The organism is Streptosporangium sp. NPDC003464, from assembly GCF_053588315.1.
Genome location: NZ_JBSFPS010000112.1, coordinates 1 through 21,550, shown reverse-complemented (window position 1 = coordinate 21,550; position 21,550 = coordinate 1). Strand labels below are relative to the sequence as shown.

General features: G+C 70.7%; 19 protein-coding genes. 10 read left to right on the top strand and 9 right to left on the bottom strand.

The genetic code is table 11. The features are described from left to right. Window positions 1-32: 32 nt before the first annotated feature. The 3 genes from ACWDS7_RS24285 (at window position 33) to ACWDS7_RS24275 (ending at window position 4,104) form a co-directional block, all read left to right on the top strand. The gene (locus tag ACWDS7_RS24285) at window positions 33-1,559 is read left to right on the top strand and encodes an ATP-dependent DNA ligase (RefSeq protein WP_451931127.1); all 1,527 of its coding nucleotides are present in this window, start codon (window positions 33-35) and stop codon (window positions 1,557-1,559) included. 590 nt (window positions 1,560-2,149) lie between these two features. Further along, window positions 2,150-2,992 carry a septal ring lytic transglycosylase RlpA family protein gene (locus ACWDS7_RS24280; RefSeq protein WP_451931126.1) on the top strand — a complete coding sequence of 281 codons (843 nt, stop codon included), beginning with the start codon at window positions 2,150-2,152 and terminating at the stop codon, window positions 2,990-2,992. Window positions 2,993-3,186: 194 nt separating this feature from the next. Next, on the top strand, window positions 3,187-4,104 hold the full coding sequence (locus ACWDS7_RS24275; RefSeq protein ID WP_306866631.1) for an AEC family transporter: 918 nt from the start codon (window positions 3,187-3,189) through the stop codon (window positions 4,102-4,104). 270 nt (window positions 4,105-4,374) lie between these two features. On the opposite strand, the gene ACWDS7_RS24270 is transcribed toward ACWDS7_RS24275, so the two are convergent. Beyond that, window positions 4,375-4,959, bottom strand: a complete 585-nt coding sequence (locus ACWDS7_RS24270) for a DUF4870 domain-containing protein (protein ID WP_451931125.1) — start codon at window positions 4,957-4,959, stop codon at window positions 4,375-4,377. A 191-nt stretch (window positions 4,960-5,150) separates the two neighbouring features. On the opposite strand from ACWDS7_RS24270, the gene ACWDS7_RS24265 reads away from it, so the two are divergent. After that, window positions 5,151-5,489, top strand: a complete 339-nt coding sequence (locus ACWDS7_RS24265; RefSeq protein WP_012893614.1) for a hypothetical protein — start codon at window positions 5,151-5,153, stop codon at window positions 5,487-5,489. 4 nt (window positions 5,490-5,493) lie between these two features. Here ACWDS7_RS24265 and ACWDS7_RS24260 read toward each other — a convergent pair whose 3' ends face one another. The 6 genes from ACWDS7_RS24260 to ACWDS7_RS24235 form a co-directional block, all read right to left on the bottom strand. Further along, window positions 5,494-6,603 (bottom strand): DUF4192 domain-containing protein, encoded by a 1,110-nt coding sequence (locus ACWDS7_RS24260; RefSeq protein ID WP_451931124.1) that lies wholly within the window; start codon window positions 6,601-6,603, stop codon window positions 5,494-5,496. Between the two features lie 104 nt (window positions 6,604-6,707). Then, window positions 6,708-7,460, bottom strand: coding sequence for an EI24 domain-containing protein (locus ACWDS7_RS24255; protein ID WP_306866621.1), 753 nt, complete (start codon window positions 7,458-7,460; stop codon window positions 6,708-6,710). A 340-nt stretch (window positions 7,461-7,800) separates the two neighbouring features. After that, window positions 7,801-8,394 (bottom strand): Maf family protein, encoded by a 594-nt coding sequence (locus ACWDS7_RS24250; protein ID WP_306866618.1) that lies wholly within the window; start codon window positions 8,392-8,394, stop codon window positions 7,801-7,803. A gap of 166 nt (window positions 8,395-8,560) precedes the next feature. Continuing rightward, the gene (gene ftsH, locus ACWDS7_RS24245; protein WP_451931123.1) at window positions 8,561-10,564 is read right to left on the bottom strand and encodes an ATP-dependent zinc metalloprotease FtsH; all 2,004 of its coding nucleotides are present in this window, start codon (window positions 10,562-10,564) and stop codon (window positions 8,561-8,563) included. Window positions 10,565-10,624: 60 nt separating this feature from the next. Then, complete coding sequence (locus tag ACWDS7_RS24240) at window positions 10,625-10,768, bottom strand: hypothetical protein (protein WP_451931122.1); 144 nt, start codon at window positions 10,766-10,768, stop codon at window positions 10,625-10,627. Between the two features lie 58 nt (window positions 10,769-10,826). After that, entirely contained in the window at window positions 10,827-11,777 is a 951-nt protein-coding gene (locus tag ACWDS7_RS24235) for a hypothetical protein (protein ID WP_451931121.1), read from the bottom strand. Between the two features lie 156 nt (window positions 11,778-11,933). Here ACWDS7_RS24235 and ACWDS7_RS24230 point away from each other — a divergent pair, with 156 nt between their 5' ends. After that, the gene (locus ACWDS7_RS24230; protein WP_451931120.1) at window positions 11,934-12,152 is read left to right on the top strand and encodes a hypothetical protein; all 219 of its coding nucleotides are present in this window, start codon (window positions 11,934-11,936) and stop codon (window positions 12,150-12,152) included. Here the strand turns inward: ACWDS7_RS24230 and ACWDS7_RS24225 are convergent. Continuing rightward, a complete protein-coding gene (locus ACWDS7_RS24225) occupies window positions 12,139-12,831 on the bottom strand; it encodes an aminoacyl-tRNA hydrolase (RefSeq protein ID WP_451931119.1) in 693 nt (230 codons plus the stop codon). The two genes, ACWDS7_RS24230 and ACWDS7_RS24225, sit on opposite strands and share 14 nt — an antisense overlap. Window positions 12,832-12,895: 64 nt before the next feature. After that, window positions 12,896-14,170: an MFS transporter gene (locus ACWDS7_RS24220; RefSeq protein WP_451931118.1), complete on the bottom strand. Its 1,275-nt coding sequence runs from the start codon at window positions 14,168-14,170 to the stop codon at window positions 12,896-12,898. 748 nt (window positions 14,171-14,918) lie between these two features. On the opposite strand from ACWDS7_RS24220, the gene ACWDS7_RS24215 reads away from it, so the two are divergent. The 5 genes from ACWDS7_RS24215 (at window position 14,919) to ACWDS7_RS24195 (ending at window position 21,466) form a co-directional block, all read left to right on the top strand. Next, window positions 14,919-16,625 carry an ABC transporter family substrate-binding protein gene (locus ACWDS7_RS24215; protein ID WP_451931117.1) on the top strand — a complete coding sequence of 569 codons (1,707 nt, stop codon included), beginning with the start codon at window positions 14,919-14,921 and terminating at the stop codon, window positions 16,623-16,625. A 147-nt stretch (window positions 16,626-16,772) separates the two neighbouring features. Next, window positions 16,773-18,281: an ABC transporter permease gene (locus tag ACWDS7_RS24210; protein WP_451931116.1), complete on the top strand. Its 1,509-nt coding sequence runs from the start codon at window positions 16,773-16,775 to the stop codon at window positions 18,279-18,281. 16 nt (window positions 18,282-18,297) lie between these two features. After that, window positions 18,298-19,281, top strand: coding sequence for an ABC transporter permease (locus tag ACWDS7_RS24205; protein WP_451931115.1), 984 nt, complete (start codon window positions 18,298-18,300; stop codon window positions 19,279-19,281). After that, window positions 19,281-20,435: an ABC transporter ATP-binding protein gene (locus tag ACWDS7_RS24200; protein ID WP_306866593.1), complete on the top strand. Its 1,155-nt coding sequence runs from the start codon at window positions 19,281-19,283 to the stop codon at window positions 20,433-20,435. Before ACWDS7_RS24205 ends, ACWDS7_RS24200 begins: the two co-directional genes overlap by 1 nt. After that, window positions 20,432-21,466: an ABC transporter ATP-binding protein gene (locus ACWDS7_RS24195; RefSeq protein ID WP_306866591.1), complete on the top strand. Its 1,035-nt coding sequence runs from the start codon at window positions 20,432-20,434 to the stop codon at window positions 21,464-21,466. The genes ACWDS7_RS24200 and ACWDS7_RS24195 overlap by 4 nt, the downstream gene beginning before the upstream one ends. Window positions 21,467-21,550: the final 84 nt, after the last annotated feature.

Genomic DNA, 21,550 nt, shown 5'->3' with positions numbered 1-21,550 from the left:
GAATGTCACCCCCAGCTTTTAGGCTGGGCCTTGTGTTGTTGATCGACCTTGCGCGCACCTCCACGGCCGTGGCGGCCGACTCCGCCAGGCTGACGAAGATCGGCCATCTCGCGGAGCTGCTCGGCCGGGTCGGACCGGACGAGGCCGAGATCGCCATCGCCTACCTCTCCGGCGAGCTGCCCCAGCGCCACATCGGCGTGGGCTGGGCCGGCCTGCAGGATCCGCCCGATCCGCGCCTGGCCGCGACCGCCACCCTGCGTCAGGTCGACGACCTCCTCGACCGCATCAAGGCCCAGGCGGGCCCCGGCTCCCAGGCCGCGCGCAGATCCCTGGTCACCGAGCTGTTCGGCGCGCTCACCCGCCAGGAGCAGACCTTCATGATGCGGCTGCTCCGCAGCGAGCTGAGGCAGGGCGCGCTGGACGGAGTGATGATCGAGGCCATCGCGAAGGCGTCCACCGTGCCGACGGCCGAGGTACGGCGGGCGCTGACCCTCCGCGGCTGGCTGCCGGCCGTGGGAGCGGCCGCGCTCAGCGGCGGGGTCGAGGCGTTGCGGGCCTTCCACCTGGAGGTCGGCCGCCCGGTGGCGCCGATGCTCGCGCAGAGCGCCACCTCCGTCGCCGCCGCCCTGGGCAAGCTCGGCGGCCCGGCCGCGATCGAGTGGAAGCTCGACGGCGTCCGGGTCCAGGCCCACCGCTCCGGCGACACGGTGAGCGTCTTCACCCGGACCCTCGACGACATCACCGCCCGGGTGCCCGAGCTGGTCGAGGCGGTCCGCGCCCTGCCCTCCCAGGACCTCGTCCTGGACGGCGAGGTCATCGCGCTGCGCCCCGACGGCCGCCCCGAGCCCTTCCAGATCACCTCCGGCCGCGTGTCCAGCCGCGTCGACGTGGCCCAGGTCCGCGCGAAGACCCCGCTGCGCGTGTTCTTCTTCGACGCCCTGCGGGTGGACGGCGCCGACCTGCTGGAGCTGCCGGGCGAGGCGCGCCACGCGGCGCTGGCCGCGGCCGTGCCGCCGGAGCTGGTCACCCCCCGCCTGGTCACCGACGACGTCGCGAGCGGTGAGGCGTTCTTCGCAGACGTCATCAGGGCCGGCCATGAGGGCGTGGTGGTCAAGTCGCTGCAGACGCCCTACGCCGCCGGCCGGCGTGGCGCCGGCTGGATCAAGGTGAAACCCCGCCACACGCTCGATCTGGTCGTCCTGGCCGCCGAATGGGGCAGCGGCCGCCGCGAGGGCAGGCTCTCCAACCTGCACCTGGGCGCCCGCGACCCACGGACCGGCGGGTTCGTCATGCTCGGCAAGACCTTCAAGGGCCTGACCGACGAGCTGCTCGCCTGGCAGACCCAGCGCTTCCTCGAGCTCGCCGAGGGCCCCACAGACGGCTGGGTGGTCGCCCTCCCCCCGGTTCTCGTCGTCGAGATCGCCTTCGACGGGGTCCAGCAGTCCAGCCGCTACCCCGGCGGCATGGCGCTCCGCTTCGCCCGGGTGATCCGCTACCGCCCCGACAAGACCGCCGACCAGGCCGACACCGTCGACATGGTGCGCTCCCTGATGCTCTGACCGCATCCGCCGACCCGCGGACGCAACCACCCTCGACGCCCCCGGGCCCCGCCCCCATCCACCGGCAACCGTGTGCGGGGAATCTTGATGCTCCGAGGCACCCACCGGCAACCACGCGCGGACAGCCCCCGCGCCCTGAATCACGCCCACCGGCACACGTGTGGGCACCCCTGACACACCGCCCGCCTCCCCAGGCGTACCGGCACCCTCCGATGCCCTGCCCGCACCCACCGGCAGCCAGGCGCGGACACCCCAGCTCCGAGCGCATCCACCGGCCGCCACGCGCGGACAGCCCCCGCGCCCCGAGCCACGCCCACCGGTAGCCGTGGCGGGGAATCTTGATGCTCTGACCGCATCTACCGGCATTGCACTACGGAGGCGGATCACCCACCGATCCGTCACGCACTTTTGACCAGGTGACATAAGTCACCCTTGCGACATTAACTTGCCTTTACTACCTGTTTGTCGCATATGGTCAACCGCATTACGCGGGAAACACCCCTGTGCCCCGCCCTGGGATCGGCCGACGCGTATCCCCCACCTCCTCTGCCCCGTACGGCCCTCCCCTGCCCTGCCCCCGATTTTGGACCGTGGTTTCCTTGGGCCTGCACTCCTACACCCCGTCCCCCGACACGCCGTCCTCCAAGAAAGCGCTGATGAGCAAGCGGCGCCTGGTGGCGCTGGCCGCCGGCGTCACCGTGGTGGCCGTGGCCTCGACCACCGCCTGGGCCGTCTCCTCCGGCGGCGACGCCTCTCAGACTGCCGCCTCCGCCGCTCTGACCAGCGCACGGCAGCCAGGTGCCCAGTCCCCCGGCACCGCCCCGGACGGCTCCACGCCTTCCCAGAGTCCGGTGAGCGGGAGCGCGACGGCCGCCGCCGACCAGATCACCTCACCGTCCGTCAGGCCGTCCGCCAGTCCTTCCGCGGGTCCGTCCGCCCCTCACCGGGCTCCGGCCGGACCGAGCACTGCGGCCGTCCCGACCAGGACCGGCGCCCCCAAGGCCGCCCCCAGGAAGGAGAGCACGGCCGCTCCCAAGGCGGAGGCCGTACGCGACGACGCCGTCACCGCCAGGAAGGAGAGCGCGCCGAAGACCGACAGGACCCGCACCCCGAAGAAGGTCACCTCCAGGCCGAAGACTCACGTGGTCTCCACCGGGGCCTGTGGTGCCTCCTACTACGCGGAGGGGCAGATGACGGCCAGCGGCGAGCGCTTCAATCCCGGCGCGATGACCGCCGCGCACAAGACTCTCCCCATGGGCAGCAGGGTCCGGGTGACCAATCCCGCCAACGGCGAGTCGGTGACGGTCCGGATCAACGACCGCGGCCCCTACGTGGGCGGACGCTGCCTCGACCTGTCCAAGGCCGCCTTCTCCGCCATCGGCAGCATCGGCGCCGGGGTCATGCGGGTCAAGTATGAGGTCCTCGGCACCTGACCACGGCCCGCCGGGGCGGACGCGTCAGCATCGACACCGGCATGACCCAGGTCGAGCACGGAGCCCTGAGTCCCCTGGGCTCCCTCGGCCCCGGCCCGCCGGGCCGGATGCGGAACGGCCCGGCCGCCGGCCGTCAAGATCGAGCAGGATACGCTCGACTCCTGCCGGTGCAAGGAGATTGGGGTGATCACTCGTTGATCGCGGCCTTCACCCCGATCTGGACACTGACACTGCTCGGCTACCTGGCCGGACGGTTCCGGCTGCTCGGCGCGGAGGCCGACCGGGTGCTCGGCGCCTTCGTCTTCCACCTCGCGATGCCGGCCGCGCTGTTCTCCGTTCTCATGCGGACCCGGCTGTCGTTCAGCTGGTCCGCGCTGGGCGCCTTCGCCGCCGGCACCGCCGTGACCATGGCCTTGGGCGCCGTTCTGAGCCGCCGGTTCTTCGGCCGGAAGCCCGGCGAGGCCACGATCGGTGCGATGTCCGCCGGTTACGTGAACTCCGCGAACCTCGGCATCCCTGTCACCCTGCAGGTGCTCGGCGACGCCACCTTCCTGACCGGGGTGCTGCTGTTCCAGGTCATGGTGATCACGCCCCTGGTGCTCGCTCTCCTGGACCGGGGCGCCGACCGGCGGCTCCGGCCGGCCCGGCTGGCAGGGCTGCCGCTGCGCAACCCGGTGATCCTCGGCCTGGCCGCCGGCGCGCTCTGCTCGGCCTCCGGCTGGCAGCCGCCCACGATGATCACCGGGCCACTCGCCCTGCTCGGTGACGCCGCCGTGCCCGCCGCCCTGGTCGCCCTCGGTCTCTCCCTGACCGTGCGCGGCCCGGGTCTGGCGGGCGAGCGGGCCGAGGTGCTGGCGCTGTCGGCCCTGAAACTGCTGGTCCAGCCGCTGCTGGCATATCTGTTCGGACTGCTGGCGCAGCTCCGCCCGGCCGAGCTGCTCGCGCTGGTGGTCTGCGCCGCCCTCCCCACCGCGCAGAACGCCTACATCTTCGCCCGCGAATACGGTCAGGCCGATTCGGTGGCGCGCGGGGCGGTGATCACCAGCACCGCGCTGTCGATGCTCACCCTCGCAGTGATCGGCTGGCTGCTGGGGTCACCGGCAGCGCCCTGACAGCGTCCTGACGCGTTGCCCTGACCACAGCGCGCGATCCACCGCGACCCGCCCCTGATCCGGTGGCCGCCGACCGGGCTTGATCCAGCGACCGCCCAACAGCTGATCCAGCGACCGCCCAACAGCTGGTCCAGCGACCGCCCACCGGCTGTGGCCCGGTAACCGCCGACCGGGCTTGATCCAGTGACCGCCCACCGGCTGTGGCCCGGTGATCGCCCACCTGCAGATCGGGGGGCGCCTACGGCTCGCCCTGGGCGGCTCCGGGCGGTCCTACTTCACCAGGCGCAGCGTGAGCGGGTAGCGGAAGTCGCCCTCGCCCAGCGCCGCCATGCCTCCGACCACGGACAGGACCACGCCTCCGATCCAGAGCACGGGCATCAGGACGAGGCCCACGACGGTGATCGCCAGCAGGACGGTGGCCCCGAGCAGGGTGAGCTGAAAGTTGAGCGCCTCCACCGCGTGCTTGCGGATGTAGGGCGAGGTCTTGCCTGCGGCGAGCAGCATGATCAGCGGGCCGATCGCGAACAGGCCGGCCAGCGGGAGCAGGTGCGCCGCCGCCGCGCCCAGGCGATCTCCCCCCGTGTCGGCCCGCACGTTGTGATGGTGGCCCGGCACCGTCCGGCCGGGCGGGTAGGGCATGGGGGCGACCGGGCGCGAGCCGTACAGCTCGTGCATGATCGGCATGAGGTCGCCATGGACCCGGGCCGTCATCGCCCGCTCCAGCCGGTCGTCGAACTCGAACTTGTCGAACCGCCCCTCCGCGTAGGCGGCCTTGACGTGCTCGACCACCTGCTCCCGGTCCTGGTTGCTCACCCTGAGGTCGGCGTGGCCGGGCCTCACGCCGGGTGCCGGCACGCCTCCGTGCCATGGGCTCGCCACTGGTGTCGCTCTGCCTGCCATGGAACCGACATCCCTTTCGTCGCCGCTTTGCCTTTCATATTTGTCACTGATTTCCGTCCGGTCCATCCGGATGAACCCTTGGATGTCCCTTAGAGTCCACCCTGGCCTCCCACCATGAAACGTCCGGGAGAGGTATACAAGGAGTCATGAGATGGCGGGATCGCTATGGGTTGAGGCGTTTGCGCGGGCCGAAGATCGCCAAGTTCGACCGTGAGGCGACCGACGCCGACGTCGAGGCGCTCATCGCCTTCGCCAAGTCGCGTCGTGGCGTGGAGTTCTACGTCGAGCCGGAGACCTTCGCGACGGACACCACCGCGATGGCCATCGCCGACGACGGCGAGTGGACCCGGCGCCGGGTCGGCTCGCCCGCGGTGATCCGCAAGGTCGCCCGCGACCTGGCCCTCCCCGTCTATGACGTGCAGCTGACGGGTTATCCGCCCCGGATGCGGGCCTACAACGAGCGCCGCAGACGCGCCGAGGGCTGATCGATCACCTCGACGGAGGCTCCGGCTCCTCCAGCAAGGCGAGCATGGGGAGCAGCCAGACCGCCCGGGGGCTGCCCATCTCCTCCGCCAACTGCTCGGGGGTGGGCATCCTGTCGGTCAGCGCGTGCGGCGGGAGCAGATGGTGTAGTGCGTGCATGAGCAGATCCGCCATCGAGTAACCCGGGTCGACGGCCCGGGCCCGGCTGAGCGCGACACCGGCCAGCGCGGAGTCGCCGTCGCGCCAGGCGACCACGCCGAGCAGGGATGCCGCCGGGGGCACGAATCTCGGCTCCAGCCGCCGGGTGAGGTCATGCCAGAGCCTGCGGTGGACGTCGTGGGTGCCGTCGGTGACGAGCGCCCACGCCTCGTCGCGGATCCGGATCACCGCCAGGTCCAGTCCGAGCCTGGCCGCCTGCTCGTCGTCGAGCCGCCCGCCGGAGGCGTAGGTGCCGATCGCCGCGCGGACCCGGGCCATCCCGTCGGCGACGAACTCCGCCGCGAACCCCTCGACGTCTCCGCATCCGGCGAGCCTGTCCCGCAGCTCCCGCGTGACGCGGGCCGTGATCCGGCGCATGGCCAGCCTCTCGGCTCCACCGACGGGGTCGAGCGAGCGTTCCAGGGTCTCCCGGTCGGGCAGGGCGACCAGTCCGTGCACGGTGGCCTCGGCCGCGATCACACCTGCCTCCTGTCCGTACGGCGTGCCGTCCACCGGGCAGCAGTCCGCCCGGGAGCAGAGGTAGGACCAGTAACGGCCGTCCTCCACCCGGAGGGCGTCGACGACTGTGACATCGCTCCTGCGTAACAGCAGGACGGCCATGTCGACGGCGGGGGTCACCAGCGGGCCCGGGCCGTAGCCGATGACGATGACCTGGCCGATCCTCTCCGCGCGGAGCAGCGGGATGATCCGGTCGAGGTTCGGAGCGGCCAGAGGGAGGTCCCACCGGACGGTGAGATGGAGCCGGCTCCGGGACGGCCGCCCCTTCAGTCCGATCACGATCAGGCTGTCCGCGGGGTGGAACCCCACGAGATAGGGGACAGCGCCGAGGACCTCCTCCGTGGAGCCCAGGAGCAGGCGGGGCCGGTCGGCAGGCGGGGCCGGGATGTCGGTTGTCATGTCCCAGAGCTTCGCCGGATCGCGCCCCACGCCTGCACGCCGAACCGCGCTCTGTGGAGAGTCGCGGGCTGTCCACAGCCCGGCGGGGTGAACGGAGGGAGAGCTCAGGCGACGGGTGCCAGGCGCGTGCGGACCATGATCGCGCCGCCCGCGACGGCGGCGGGCATCGCGACCACGGCGCCCAGGGGAATGAGGAAGAGCAGGAAGATGAGCACACCGAAGCCGAGAGCCACGGCCTTGTTCCTCCGGAGAAGGGCGAAACGGCTCTTGCGTGCCATGCCGCGGCGCTCCATGGCCAGCGTGGTGAGCTCGACCGTGAGGAAGAAACCCGAGACCAGGGCGCCCAGCACCGGCACCACCGTCTGCCCGACCACCGGCACGAAGCCCAGGAAGAACAGCGGGATGGTGAACAGCAGGACGTATCCGAGAGTGATCAAGCTGTCCTTGATGGACCTGGGGATCGACTTCCAGAGCGGGAGTTCATACCCGCTCGGCACCTCGCCGTAGGTCTCCTCGACCTTCTCCGAGAGCTTCTCGTAGAAAGGGTCTCCCACGATCAGGGTCACCGCGGTGAAGGTCACCACGGACAGGACCAGCCCGGCTCCGAAGATCACCAGCCCGAGCAGGGCCCGGAGGGCGTTCCGTGCCGCCTCGCCCCACCCGCTCGCGAACGGCGTCGCCCACTCCGCGATGTCTCCCGCGTTGGTGCCGAGGAAGTAGAGGCCGACCATGTAGAGCACGGACACGATCAGAGCGGGGATCAACCCGAACAGCCACCACCTGGGGTTCCGCGCGACCCAGCGCAGCCCCTGCAGAAACAACCCGATGCCGTCCATAAAGGAGCGGAGATGACCCATGCCCGGAAGATTAGCGGGATCGGTGGATCACCGCGCGACGGCACCGGGGACCACCGCCCGGCCCGCCCCCGCCATGGCGGCCCCTGCCCGAGAAGGCGACGGCCCCGGGCGGCGGATCGGGGCACCGGCCGCCGTGGCGGCCCCCTCCCGAGGGGAGCGGGACCCGGACGGCGGGCGGGCCCGCCCCCGCCCCCCTTAGCCGCCGCGAGCGCGACGCGGCGCGACGCGCGACAGGTGCGACGTCGCGCGTGACAGATGGATGACGGGCGATGACGGGCGGTGCGGTCAGACGCGACACGGCGCCGGACAGGCGCGACGTCGCGCGGGACAGGCGGTGCGGTCAGGCGTGCTGCCAGAGGGCGGGCACGGAGACACCGAGGGTGGTCAGAAGGCGGCGCAGGAGGGGCAGCGAGATGCCCAGGACGTTGCCGTGGTCGCCGTCGATGCCGTCGACGAACCAGCCGCCGGCGCCGTCCAGGGTGAAGGCGCCCGCGACGGCGAGGGGCTCGCCGGTGGCGACGTAGGCGGCGATCTCGGCGTCGGTGGGGGTGCCGAAACGCACGACCGTGGCGGCCGCCTCGGCCACCTCCCGCCCGTCGGCGGCGTCGATCACGCAGTGGCCGGTGAGCAGCCGGCCCTCACGGCCGCGCATGCCCTGCCATCGGGAGACGGCCTCCTCGGCCGAGGACGGCTTGCCGTAGGCCCGGCCGTCGAGCTCCAGCACCGAGTCACAGCCGATGACCAGGCCCTCGGTCAGGTCGCGGGCCACGACAGCGGCCTTCGCGCGGGCCAGGGTGAGGCAGAGCTCGCTCGGGGTGTCTGCGGTGACGGCCTCTTCGTCGACCCCACTGACGATCACCTTGGGGTCGAGTCCGGCGCTGCGGAGCAGGGCGAGGCGGGCGGGCGAAGCGGAGGCGAGAACGATCTGGGTCACGTCAATCGAGCCTAGCGCGGGTCGACCACCTCTCCTCGTGCTCTCCTCGCCCTCCCCTCGCCCTCCCCCGCATCTCCCGCTTCCCCGTATCACCCCGCTTCTCCTTCTCCGCCTTCACCCACAGCCCCCGTCCTCCCCTCGCTTCCCCCGCAGTCCTCGCTCCCCTTCACCGCTCCTTCTCGCCTTCCCGTCGTGTCCCTCCTGCCGCCTCCCCGCCCCACTCCGTCTGTCCGCCGCGCGGCAGTCCCGCGGCGGCATATGCCTCGGCCTCGCCCAGGGTCTCCTGCTCCAGCAGGGCGATGACGATGGCGTCCAGGCGGTCGCGGTTCTCCCTCAGGACGCGCAGGGCCACCCCGTAGCACTCGTCCACGATGCGCCGGGTCTCCTCGTCCACGGCGGCCAGGGTGGCCGGAGCGGCCGTGAGCTGGCCGTCGGCGGAACTCGGCAGGATGGTCAGCGGGCCGATCCTGGAGGACATGCCCCAGCGGCCGACCATGCCCCGGGCGATCATGGTGACCTGCTCCAGGTCGTTCTCCGCGCCGGTGGTGACGAGGTTGTAGACGACCTGCTCGGCGGCCATGCCGCCGAGGGCCCCGATGATCCGGCCGCGCAGATACTTCTCGTCGTAGGCGTAACGATCGGTGTCGGGCGTGGAGAGCGTGACGCCGAGCGCCCTGCCGCGCGGGATGATCGAGATCCTCCTGACCGGGTCCGCCCCGGGCTGGAGCATGCCGAGCAGCGCGTGGCCCGCCTCGTGGTAGGCGGTGCGCCTGCGCTCCTCCTGCGGGATCACGAGCGCGCGGGCCGTACCGAGCAGGATCTTCTCCAGGGCGTCGGCGAGGTCGCGGGCCCGCACCTCGGCGTTGTCCCGCTTGGCGGCGAGCAGCGCGGCCTCGTTGACGAGGTTGGCCAGGTCGGCGCCGGTCATGCCGGGGGTGGCCCTGGCGAGCCGCTCCAGGTTCACGTCGTCGGCGAGCGGCACGCCGCGGGTGTGCACCTTGAGGATCTCCAGCCGCCCACCGGCGTCCGGCGCGGAGACCGTGACGGTCCGGTCGAAGCGGCCGGGCCGCAGCAGCGCCGGGTCGAGGATCTCCGGCCGGTTGGTGGCCGCGATCACGATGACGCCCTCGGAGCCGGTGAAGCCGTCCATCTCGGTGAGAATCTGGTTGAGGGTCTGCTCGCGCTCGTCGTGGCCGCCGATCGTGCTGCCGCCGCGCACCCGGCCGATCGCGTCGATCTCGTCGATGAAGATGATCGACGGGGCGACCTTGCGGGCCTCCTCGAACAGCTCGCGCACCCGTGACGCGCCGACGCCCACGATCATCTCGATGAACTCCGAGGCGCCCGCCGAGAAGAAGGGCACGTCGGCCTCGCCCGCGACGGCCCGGGCGAGCAGGGTCTTGCCGGTGCCGGGCGGGCCGGCGAGCAGCACGCCCTTAGGGAGCTTGGCGCCCAGCCTGAGGTATCTGTCGGGCTCCTTGAGGTAGTCGACGATCTCGGCGAGTTCGTTCTCCACCTCGTCGATGCCCGCGACGTCGTCGAAGTCGACCCGGACCTTGCCCGCCTCCACCGGCGTGGCCGCCTTGGACCTGCCCAGGCCGCCCAGCCCTCCGCCGCCCACCATGCCTGCCGCCGAGCGGCGCATGAACCAGATCCACAGGCCGGCCAGCAGCAGCACGGGCAGCAGTGACAGCAGCAGGTTGACCACGAAGCCGCGGTCACCGGTGACCGGCTCGGCCTTGATCTCCACACCCCCCGCGACGAGCTGCCGGTAGAGCTGGCCCTCGTCGGCGAAGACCGGGATCTCGCTGGAGAACTTGGTGTAGCCGCGGTTGTCGCTGTCGGGATCCTGGGCGGCCTTCTTCAGATCGCCCTGGACGGAGAAGCCCTTGGCGTAGATGTCCTTGACGTTGCCGGCCTGCACCTGCCGGAGGAACTGGGTGTAGGAGACCGTCTCGACCCCGCCGCTGTCGAAGATCGACGAGATGAGGAAGAAACCCGCGTAGACCACCAGGAGTGTGAGCAGGAAGCGTTTCCAGTTGATCTTCGGGCGCTGCGGGGCCGGTGGCTCGCCGGGCAGCCCTTCGGACCGCCACGGCTTGGGCTGGTCTTCCCTGTCGCGCCCTTCGGCGTCGGGTCCCCTGCGCTCCGGAGACGCCGGTCGTTCCACGACTCCTCCCTCCAGGGCCCCGGCCCGACCCCCGCGGAGATCGCCCTGGGCCCGGCGTCCTCAGCCGCGGGCCCGGCCCGCGGCGCCCGCGCGGTGGGTCGGCGGCCCGGCCGGGGATCCGGAGGAGCGGCCCGTGACCTGTCCGGCCGTGGCGAGGTCGCGGAAGGCGGCGGAGTCGTGCCGGACGGCGGAGAGATCGGCCATGAAATCCCCCGATTTCCATCAGGCCGGATGAACAAGGCGATTCCTGCCCAGCCAGTGCCTACTTCAATCTGATCGAGGAGATCGCGGTGTTGATGTCGCGCCAGTTCTTCCGCTGGGCGTCGGGGATCGTCACGAAGACCATGGCGGGCTTGGCGCCGGGCACCTCGGTCACGGCGACGGCGGCCATGGACAGCCGGGTCTTGCCCTTGACCTTGTACGTCACCCGGTAGCCGAGCAGCCAGCCGTCCTTGATCGGCTGGGAGGCGGTCCATCCGATCCTGGAGCCCTTGGGGTGGTGGTTGAGCGTCCAGCGGGCGGCCAGCAGGGCGGTGTGCTTCGGGCTCTCCTGCACCTTGATCGGCACGGGGCAGCTCACGAGCATCGCCCGGGTGGGCACGCCCTTCGCCCTCGGCAGCACCTGCCGGGTGGCGAACGGCGAGGCGCCGAAGACCTTCCACGGCTTGCCGAGCCGGGCCAGCGAGACTCCCGACTTGGCGTCCTGCAGGCGGCGCTTGGTCTTGTGCTCCTTGCCGGGCAGCCGGCCGAGGCGCCTGTCACGCGGGAGCTCGGGGACGCGGGGGTCGGCCAGAGCCACCACCACCGCCGCGCTCGGCCCCTGCGAGCCGGCCGCGCTCGCGGTCGGCGAGGGCGACAGGGACGCCTGGGCCGGGGACGCGGTGGGGGAGGGAGCGGTGGGAGAGGGCGCGGCCGGCGAGCTGACACCGGGCGAGGGCGTCGCGGCAGATGGCGCGGCGATCTGCCCCGACGCTCCCTCGCCCGGCTGATCTGAGGAGCCGGAGTAGGTGAAACCGACCACGGCCGCGACGGCGGCCACGACCACCGCGGTGGCCACGGCGAGAATCCGGTAGATCACGCGCATCGGCAGGTCACCGATGCGGGACTTCTTGATCGGCGACCTCGACGGGGTGGCCGGCGGCCTCGACCGGTCGTCGACGGTGACCTTCGGCAGCTCCGACGTGTCCGCCTCCGCGGTCACATACGTCGGCACGGAACCCGTCCCCCGGGTCCCCGGAGTCCCACCCAACCCATCGAGCACGATCGGGAGCGTACGACAAATCCGGTTTTCTCGTGCGCGATCCCCATCACACTTCGGGAACGAGTGCCTCCCAACTGCGAGGGGACACCTACCTGCGATGATTCGCGGATGTCCGTAGAACGTCAGGTGGAACTCCGGTTCCACGCCACCTCGCGTGAGGCGAGGACTCACCCCGATCTGTCCGCCGTCGGCGTCGACGGTCCCGGGCTCCGGGCGGCGGGGGACGAGACCGTCACCGTCGAGCATCTGACGTTCCGCGACGGCCCGTCGGAGGCCCGGCCGGCCCCTGGGGGAGGTGTGCTCGCCGACATCGTCAGGGTGACCTGAGCGGGCCTGAGGCCGCGGGCCGGAAGCCGCCCTGGCGCAGCCACGGGGCGTCCGCGACGACGGTGCAGGACCCGGGCTCGATCTCGGTGAACCCCGCGTCCCGGACCAGCGGCAGCCCCGAGGCGGTCAGCGCGGCCCATCCGGCGGGGTCGGCGGTCCGTACGGAGGCCGCCAGTCCCCGCTCCCGCCACGCCTGCCGGGCCGGCCCGTCACTCCCCCACCAGGCGAGCTGGGCCGCGTGCCCGGCCTGGGCCATGGCCTTGCCCGCCGACATCTCCAGCTCCGGGTTGATCCAGAGCGTCACCTCCCCCGCCGGTCCCGGCGGGGCCGGGTCGGTCAGTTCGGTGCCGGAGACCTGGAGCCTGGACAGGTCCTTGGGCCAGTCGTCGAGGGGCACCGGCGGGTGGACCCGCACCTCGGCGGTGCCGGAGGTCACCGTGATGCCGGGCAGGTCGAGCACCCGGCGCCACTCGGCCCCGCGCGCCCGCCGGACGACCTTCCTGATCCCGATCTCCTCCCAGGAGCGGACCGCCTGGGTCCACTCGCCCTCGCCGCCGGCCCGGGGGTCGTCGAGCAGGGTCAGCACGGCCAGCGCGGCCGCCTCCAGGGCGTCGGTGCGCTCCGGAGGGGCCGCCCGCTCGATCCTGACCACGAGCGGTAGCACCTTCTGGCCGGTCACGAGGCCCCCGCCCGCCGTGCCACCGATCCGCTGCCCTGCCCGCCGACTGACCTGTTCCGCTCGTTCACGCTCTCAAGGATGCCTTCTTCGCGATGGCGACCGACATCAGGGCCGCGATCAGGCAGAGGAATCCGGCAGCGTACCAGGCGAGGTCGTAGGCGCCGAAGTGGTCGCGGGCGAGTCCCGCGCCCACCGCGGCGACGGCCGCGCCGACCTGGTGGGAGGCGAAGACCCAGCCGAACACCACCGCGCCCTCGGAGCCGTAGATCTGCCGGCACAGGGCCACGGTGGGCGGTACGGTGGCCACCCAGTCGAGGCCGTAGAAGATGATGAAGACGAGCATGCTGGGCTCGGCGGTGGCCCCGAACAGGCTGGGGAGGACCATCAGCGACAGCCCGCGCAGCCCGTAGTAGGCCCCGAGCAGGACCCGCGAGTCGACCTTGTCGCTCAGCCAGCCGGACGCGACGGTCCCGACGACGTCGAAGATCCCGACCAGGGCGAGGAGCCCCGCGGCGGTCGGCTCGGCCATGCCGTGGTCGTGGGCGGCAGGGATGAAGTGGGTGCCGACCAGGCCGTTGGTGCTCATCCCGCAGATCGCGAACCCGCCGGCGAGCAGCCAGAAGGGCCGGGTCCGCGCGGCCGTCCACAGCACGGTGAGCGCGTGCGCGGCGGCCCCGCCGGTCCTGGCGGGCGGAGCGGGGGCGGCCGCGCCGGGATCGGCCCCCAGGGCGGTGGTGCCGACCTCCTCGGGGCGGTCGCGCAGCAGGAACCAGACCAGGGGGACCACGGCGAGGGCGGCGACGGTGACCGTGACGGCGGCCGAGCGCCAGCCCTGGGCGGCGGCGAGGTGGGCGAGGACCGGCAGGAAGATGAGCTGTCCGGTGGCGCCGCCCGCGGTGAGGATGCCGGTGACGAGGCCGCGGTGGCGGACGAACCAGCGCTCGGTGAGGGTGGCGGCGAAGACCAGGGCCATCGACCCGGTGCCGAGGCCGACCAGGACTCCCCAGCACAGGACGAGCTGCCAGGGGGCGTTCATCAGGATGGTGAACCCGCTGCCGGCCGCGACTAGCAGCAGCGCGCACGCCACCACCCGGCGCATGCCGAAGCGGTTCATGAGGGCTGCGGCGAACGGGGCCGTCAGGCCGTAGAGCATGAGGTTGACCGAGACGGCCAGCGAAATCGTGCCCCGGGACCAGCCGAACTCCTGCTGGAGCGGGGTGATCAGCACCCCGGGCGTGGCCCGGAATCCGGCCGCGCCGAGAATGGCCACGAACGCGACTCCCGCCACGATCCAGGCGCGATGCAGTCCGCGCTCACGCGTCTGAAGAGTCGTTGACATGGGCCCAATCATGGGGGTCGCGGACGTGGCCCCACGAGTGGCCCGGGTGCCAATGTCCGCAAGGATCGGGCCATCGTGCCGGCCGTCCCGTCAAGTCCGGCCGGAGTCGGCCGTCCCGCGGCGGACGCCCCCTCCGAGCCCGCCGACGGGCGTACGGCCTGGCGGCCGCAGAAAGGCGCGCACACAACGGGGACGGCGTAAAAATTCCATTCATAGGATGATTTTTCATCCTATTGCTGGGCCAGAAACCCGCAGGGGAAAAGGAATTCCCGTACAGCCCACCCTCCGACGGTTCCTGCGACACGGCCCGCGCCATCGTCGCGGCCATGCCATGCCACGGATTCCGGAGCGCCGAAAACCCCACCGCCCGACTACCCGGAGTGATCGCAAGTGTGATCCCGGCGGAAGTTTCCGAACTGCTTGCCCCACCTTTCGAACATCGGAGATCCTTGGCGCGGAACTCGCTCCGGCTACTCTCTGTTATCTCACATACTGGGACTATTCGGTCAAACGTTACGTTTTTCCCTATCCGCCCCAATTGGGAAGTTTGGCGCTTCACGCCCGACTTTGTTACAGCTTGGGGCGGTGCCGGTCTCAGGTCTGCAACACCCAAGTCGTCCTACTTGTCCAGGAGAGAGTCACGGTGCTCAGCTTTGTTCGACCAATGCTGGCGGCTGACCTCAGACCGGACAATTAAAGGAGTGCTGGCGTGTTCCAATCGCGGACATCTGGCAAGTTTCTAGCTGCTGTGGCGGGAGGTGCGCTCCTGCTGACCGCCTGCGCGGGTAACGACGCCGGGACGAGCGCGCCGACCTCGCCGGGCTCGGCGTCAGCCTCGGCTCCGGCGGCCCAGACCATCACCTATGCCTACGAGCAGGAGTTCCACTCCTACAACAACAACACCGTCGCGGAGAACGCCACCCGCAACGCGGGCCCCCTCCAGCGCGTGCTGACGGGCTTCTGGATCTACGGTGACAAGGGCGCCATCACGCCCGACAAGGACTTCGGCACCTACGAGAAGACCTCCGACGACCCGCTGACCGTCGAATACACCATCAGCGACAAGGCCGTCTGGTCGGACGGCGTGCCGATCGACTGCGACGACGTCATGCTCTGGTGGGGCTTCAAGTCCGGCAAGATCAAGGGCTTCTCCTCCTCCGGCAACGAGGGCGTCCAGGACACCAAGCTGCCCGAGTGCGACAAGGGCGGCAAGAAGTTCTCCCTCATCTACGACAAGCCCTTCGCCGACTGGGTGGCCAACGGCCCCGGCGCGACCGAGATCCTGCCGGCCCACGTGGTCGCCAAGCAGGGCGGCCTGTCCGAGGACGAGTTCATCGCGGCGGTCAAGGACACCGACGCCAAGAAGCTCGAGAAGTCCATCAAGTTCTTCAACGACGGCTGGGTCTCCGAGGGCACGCTGCCCGCGGCCGACCTGATCCCCTCCTCGGGCCCGTACAAGCTCTCCAAGATGGACGCCGGTCAGTCGCTGACCTTCGTCGCCAACGACAAGTGGTGGGGCACCCCGGCGGCCACCCCGACCGTCGTGGAGCGTTTCATCGCCCTGGACGAGCAGGCCCAGGCGCTGCAGAACCGTGAGGTCCAGATCGTCGAGCCGCAGCCCGGCCCCGACGTGCTCAACCAGCTCAAGGCCATCGAGGGCGTCAAGGTCAACCTCAGCGACGAATACACCTACGAGCACCTGGACTTCAACTTCGACTCCAGCCCGTTCAAGGACAAGACGCTGCGTGAGGCCTTCGCCAAGTGCGTGCCCCGGCAGCTCATCGTCGACAACCTGATCAAGCCCGTCGCGCCGGAGGCCAAGCCTCTGGAGATCCGCAACGTCGCCCCGTTCCAGGCCAACAGCGCCGCGGTCATCTCTGCCAGCGGCGGCGCCGGCGTCTACGCCCAGCAGGACATCGAGGGCGCCAAGGCGCTCCTGGAGAAGGCGGGCAAGACCGGCCTCGAGGTCAAGGTCGGCTACCAGACCCCGAACCCGCGCCGCACCGCGGCCGTGCAGCTCATCATCGACTCCTGCAACAAGGCCGGTTTCAAGGTCGTCGACAAGGGCTCCGAGGACTTCTTCGGCACCGTGATGCCGGCCAACGGCTACGACGTGGCGCTGTACGCCTGGTCGGGCTCCTCCCTGGTCAGCGGCTGGGCCTCCACCTTCACCACGCCGAAGAAGTGTGACGGCGAGAACAAGGGCAACAACAACGGCTGCTACTCCAGCAAGAAGGTCGACGAGCTCATCACGAAGCTGAACGCGACCGTCGACCTGGCCGCGCAGGACCCGATCATCGCTGAGATCGAGAAGAACCTCTGGGCCGACCTGGCCACGATCCCGCTGTTCCAGCACCCGGGCCTCAGCGCGTGGGACGAGGCGGTTCAGAACGTCGTCCCGAACCCCGCGCAGTCGACCATCACCTGGAACATGGACAAGTGGAGCCTGGCGTAACCCCCTCGTTCTAGGGCCCGTTCCCTGACCGTCGCGTGCGGTTGATGGAACACCAACCACCCAGGGCCGGGACCGGAGGATCACAAACCTCTGGTTCCGGCCCTGACCCGCACATATAGTCCCTTCGAATGAGCAGGAGGTGACGTAATGATCGTCTTCATCGCGCGGAGACTGGTCATCTCGTTCTTCGTCCTCCTGGCGGCCACCTTCATCATCTTCGTGCTGACGGCGCTCTCGGGCGACCCGTTGGAAGACCTCCGCCAGGACAACAGCCCCAACAAGGCAAACAAGATCGCCGACCGCACCGAGCGGATGGAGCTCAACACCCCGATCCCGCTCCGCTACCTGGGCTGGCTCGGCCGCATCGTCCGGGGCGAGCTCGGCGTCAACCGCGACGGCCAGGACGTCGCCCCCCTTCTCGGCCACGCCCTGTCGGCCACCCTCCAGCTCGTGCTCGCCGCCACCGTGCTGGCGATCGTCGTCGGCATCGTCATCGGCATCGTCTCCGCCCTGCGCCAGTACAGCGGCTTCGACTACACCGTCACCTTCGCCGCCTTCGTCTGCTTCTCCCTGCCGCTCTTCTGGGTCGCGGTGATGCTCAAGCAGTACATGGCCATCGAGTTCAACAACTGGCTGAAGGACCCCGGCATCCCGCCGACCGTCATCGGCCTCCTGGCACTGGTCGGCGGCCTGATATTCGGCGCGCTCACCGTGGGCGACCGCAAGCGGCGGTTCCTCGCCTTCCTCGTCGGCGCCGTGATCAGCGGTGCGCTGTTCACCCTGCTCTCGGTGACCCGCTGGTTCGCCGACCCCGGCTTCGGCCTCCCGCTCGTCCTGGCCATGTCGGCCGCCGCCGCGGTGGGCTTCACCGTCCTGTCCGCCGGGCTGCGCCAGCGCGGACCGCTGTACGCCGCCCTCGCCGCCGCCCTGATCGGCGCGCTGGCCTCACAGGTGCTCGACCCGCTGCTGGTCGACCCGACCTGGCTGGAGATCATCGGTCTCGCCCTGCTGACGGTCGCGGTCTGCGTCGGCCTCGGTTACGGCCTCGGCGGGATCCAGCGCCGGCAGGCGACCACCGCCGCCGTGCTGACCGGCCTGTTCACCGGCGCCGTGATCTTCGTGGACCACATGCTCCAGGCGTTCGACTCCTACAGCAAGGTGGTGCGCGGCCGCCCGATCTCGACGATCGGCGCACGGACCCCCAACTTCAAGGGCGACTTCTGGCAGCTGAACCTGGACTCGGCCGGCCACCTGCTGCTGCCGAGCCTGGCGCTCATCCTGATCTCCCTGGCCACCTACACGCGCTACAGCCGGGCGAGCATGCTGGAGGTCATGAACCAGGACTACGTCCGCACGGCCCGCGCCAAGGGCCTGCCGGAGCGGACCGTCGTGGTCAAGCACGCCTTCCGCAACGGGCTCATCCCGGTCACCACCCTGATGGCCTTCGACTTCGCCGGCGTCATCGGCGGCGCGGTGGTCACCGAGAACGTCTTCGGCTGGCAGGGCATGGGCAACCTGTTCATCAACGGCCTGCGGGAGGTGGACCCCGCCCCGGTCATGGCGTTCTTCATCGTCACCGGGACCGCGATCGTCGTCTTCAACATGATCGCCGACATCCTCTACGCGTACCTCGACCCGCGCATCCGGCTGTCCTGAAATCGGAGAACCACCCATGACGCTCAATGCGCAGGCCACGGGACCTGACACCGCATCCGATTCGCAGGGCATGGCGATCGTCGCCCGGACGCAGGGCCAGATGGTCCGCCGCCGCTTCTTCCGGCACCGCGCCGCGCTGGCCGGGATGATCATGTTCGGTCTCGTCATCATCCTGGCGTTCAGCTCCATCGGCTTCGCCGGCATCCCCGGCTGGTGGGACAAGAACTACCTCGACACCGGCGCGCTGACCAACCAGGGCAGGCCGACCCTCAGCCTGATCCCCGAGTTCCTCGGCGGCACCGGCATCCACCTCGGCGAGCACCCGTTCGGCCAGGACGACATCGGCATCGACTACTTCGCGCTCACCATGCGCGGCGCCCAGCAGTCGATCATCATCGCGTTCATCGTCGGCATCGTCGCGACCCTCAGCGGCACCGTCGTCGGCGCGCTGGCCGGCTACTTCCGGGGCCGGATCGAGGCGGTGCTGATGCGCCTCACCGACGTGATGATCACCATTCCGGTCCTCGTCATCGCCGCCGTGGTCGGCCGGATGATGGGTGACAGCGGGGCCGTCGTCCTCGGACTCTTCCTGGGCCTGGTGACCTGGCCGACGCTGGGCCGACTGGTCCGCGGCGAGTTCCTCTCCCTGCGGGAGAAGGAGTTCGTGGAGGCCGCCCGCGCGATCGGCACGCGGCCGAGCCGGATCATCTTCCGCCACATCCTGCCCAACACCATCGGTGTGATCATCGTCAGTGCCACCCTGGGCATCGCCAGCGCGGTGCTGCTGGAGTCGGCGCTGTCCTTCCTGGGCCTCGGCATCCAGGCGCCGGACACCTCGCTGGGCCAGCTGATCAGCCGCTACCGCAGCGCGATGGTGGTCCGCCCGTGGCTGTTCTGGTGGCCCGGCGTGTTCATCATCACGATCGCGCTGTCGATCAACTTCATCGGCGACGGCCTGCGTGACGCCTTCGACCCCCGACAGACCCGGGTGCGTGCCTAATGACGACTCCTAACGTGCCGATCGAGCCCCGCAAGGGCGACGTGCACACCTATGACATCGCCCCCAACGTGCTCGACGCCGCCGGCGAGGTGCACGTCGGTCTCAACCTCGACGCCGTACGGCCTCCGTCGGAGGAGGAGATCCTCCGGGTCGACGACCTGACGGTGGAGTTCCCCACCGAGGACGGCCTCGTCCGCGCGGTCCGGGGAGTCTCCTACAGCCTGCGCGAGCGCGAGGTGCTGGGCATCGTCGGCGAGTCGGGCTCCGGCAAGTCGGTCTCCTCGCTGGCGGTCATGGGCCTGCTGCCCAAGAGCGCCCGGGTCAAGGGGCAGATCCTCTTCCGCGGTGAGGACATGCTGAAGATGTCGGCCCGCAAGCAGCGGAGCCTGCGCGGCCGGAAGATCGCGATGGTCTTCCAGGACCCGATGACCGCGCTGAACCCGGTACACACGGTCGGCGACCAGCTCGCCGAGGCGGTGCTCGCGCATGAGCTGATGCCGCGCAAGACGGCGCTGGCCCGCGCCAAGGAGATGCTCGACCTCGTCGGCATCCCGCAGGCCGAGGCCCGGCTGCGCAGCTACCCGCACGAGTTCTCCGGCGGCATGCGCCAGCGCGCGATGATCGCCATGGCGGTCATCAACAACCCCGACATCATCATCGCCGACGAGCCGACCACGGCCCTCGACGTGACCGTCCAGGCGCAGATCCTGGAGAAGCTCCTGGAGGTCAAGGACGCGGTCAACGCCGCGATCGTGCTCATCACGCACGACCTGGGCGTCATCGCGGGCATGGCACACCGGGTGCTGGTCATGTACGCCGGGCGCCCGGTCGAGGTCGGCGACACCGACCCGGTGTTCGAAGAGCCCCGCATGCCGTACACGGCCGGCCTGCTCGGCTCGATTCCGTCCCTGGAGAACTCCGGCAGCCGGCTCCGCCCGATCAAGGGCACTCCCCCGTCACTGATCAACCTGCCGACCGGCTGTCCCTTCTCGCCGCGCTGCCCGCTGGCCGACGACAAGTGCAGGACGGCCGAGCCGGAGCTGGCCGAGACCGACAGCGGCGGGCATTTCGCGGCCTGCCACCACTGGGACCGGCTGGCCGCGGTCGAGGACCCGACCGTGTTCTTCCGCACCGAGAGCGAGACTCTGGCATGAGTGTGAAGACCGAGGAGACGCCCGCCCCGGAGCGCGAGCCCGCCGGCGGCGCCCACCTGCTGGAGGTCAACGACCTGGTGATGAACTTCCCCGTCCGGGGCGGTGGTTTCCTGCGCCGGGTGGTGGCCCATGTCCAGGCCGTCAGCGGGGTCTCCATGCATGTGGACGAGGGCGAGACCCTCGGCGTGGTGGGTGAGTCCGGCTGCGGCAAGTCGACGACCGGCCGGGCGATCCTGCAGCTGCACAAGCCCACCTCGGGCTCGGTGCGCTTCCAGGGCCAGGAGCTCACCACGCTGTCGTCCAAGCAGCTGCAGCCCGTACGGCGCGACATGCAGATCGTCTTCCAGGACCCCTACGCCTCGCTCAACCCGAAGATGCCGGTCAACGACATCATCGCCGAGCCGTTGAAGGTCCACGAGCGCTGGAAGGACGGCGGGCCGGAGCGGGTGGCCGAGCTGCTGCAACTGGTCGGCCTCAGCCCCGAGCACGGCAACCGCTACCCGCACGAGTTCTCCGGCGGCCAGCGCCAGCGGGTCGGCATCGCCAGGGCGCTGGCCCTGGAGCCGAAGCTGCTGGTGCTCGACGAGCCGGTCTCCGCGCTGGACGTGTCGGTCCAGGCGGGCGTGGTGAACCTGCTGGAGGACCTGCAGGAGTCACTGGGACTGGCCTACATCTTCATCGCGCACGACCTGTCGGTGGTCCGCCACATCTCCGACCGGGTCGCGGTGATGTATCTGGGCAAGGTCATCGAGACCGGCCCCCGGGACGACCTCTACGACCGTCCCGCCCACCCCTACACCCAGGCGCTCCTGTCGGCCGCCCCCATGGCCAACCCGAAGGAGGAGCGCGCCAGGGAGCGCGTCATCCTCACCGGAGACGTGCCGAGCCCCCTGGACCCGCCGAGCGGCTGCCGCTTCCGCACCCGCTGCTGGAAGGCCCAGGACATCTGCGCCACCGAGGAGCCCCCGCTCGTCGACCGCGGCAACGGCCACCCCGTGGCCTGCCACTTCGCCGAGGTCACCGCGCGCTGACCGGATGGAGCGGGCCGTGCGGGATCCCCTCCCGCACCGCCCCCGGCGGCGGGGGCCCCGACCCGGCCGGCCGGCCCCCCCCCC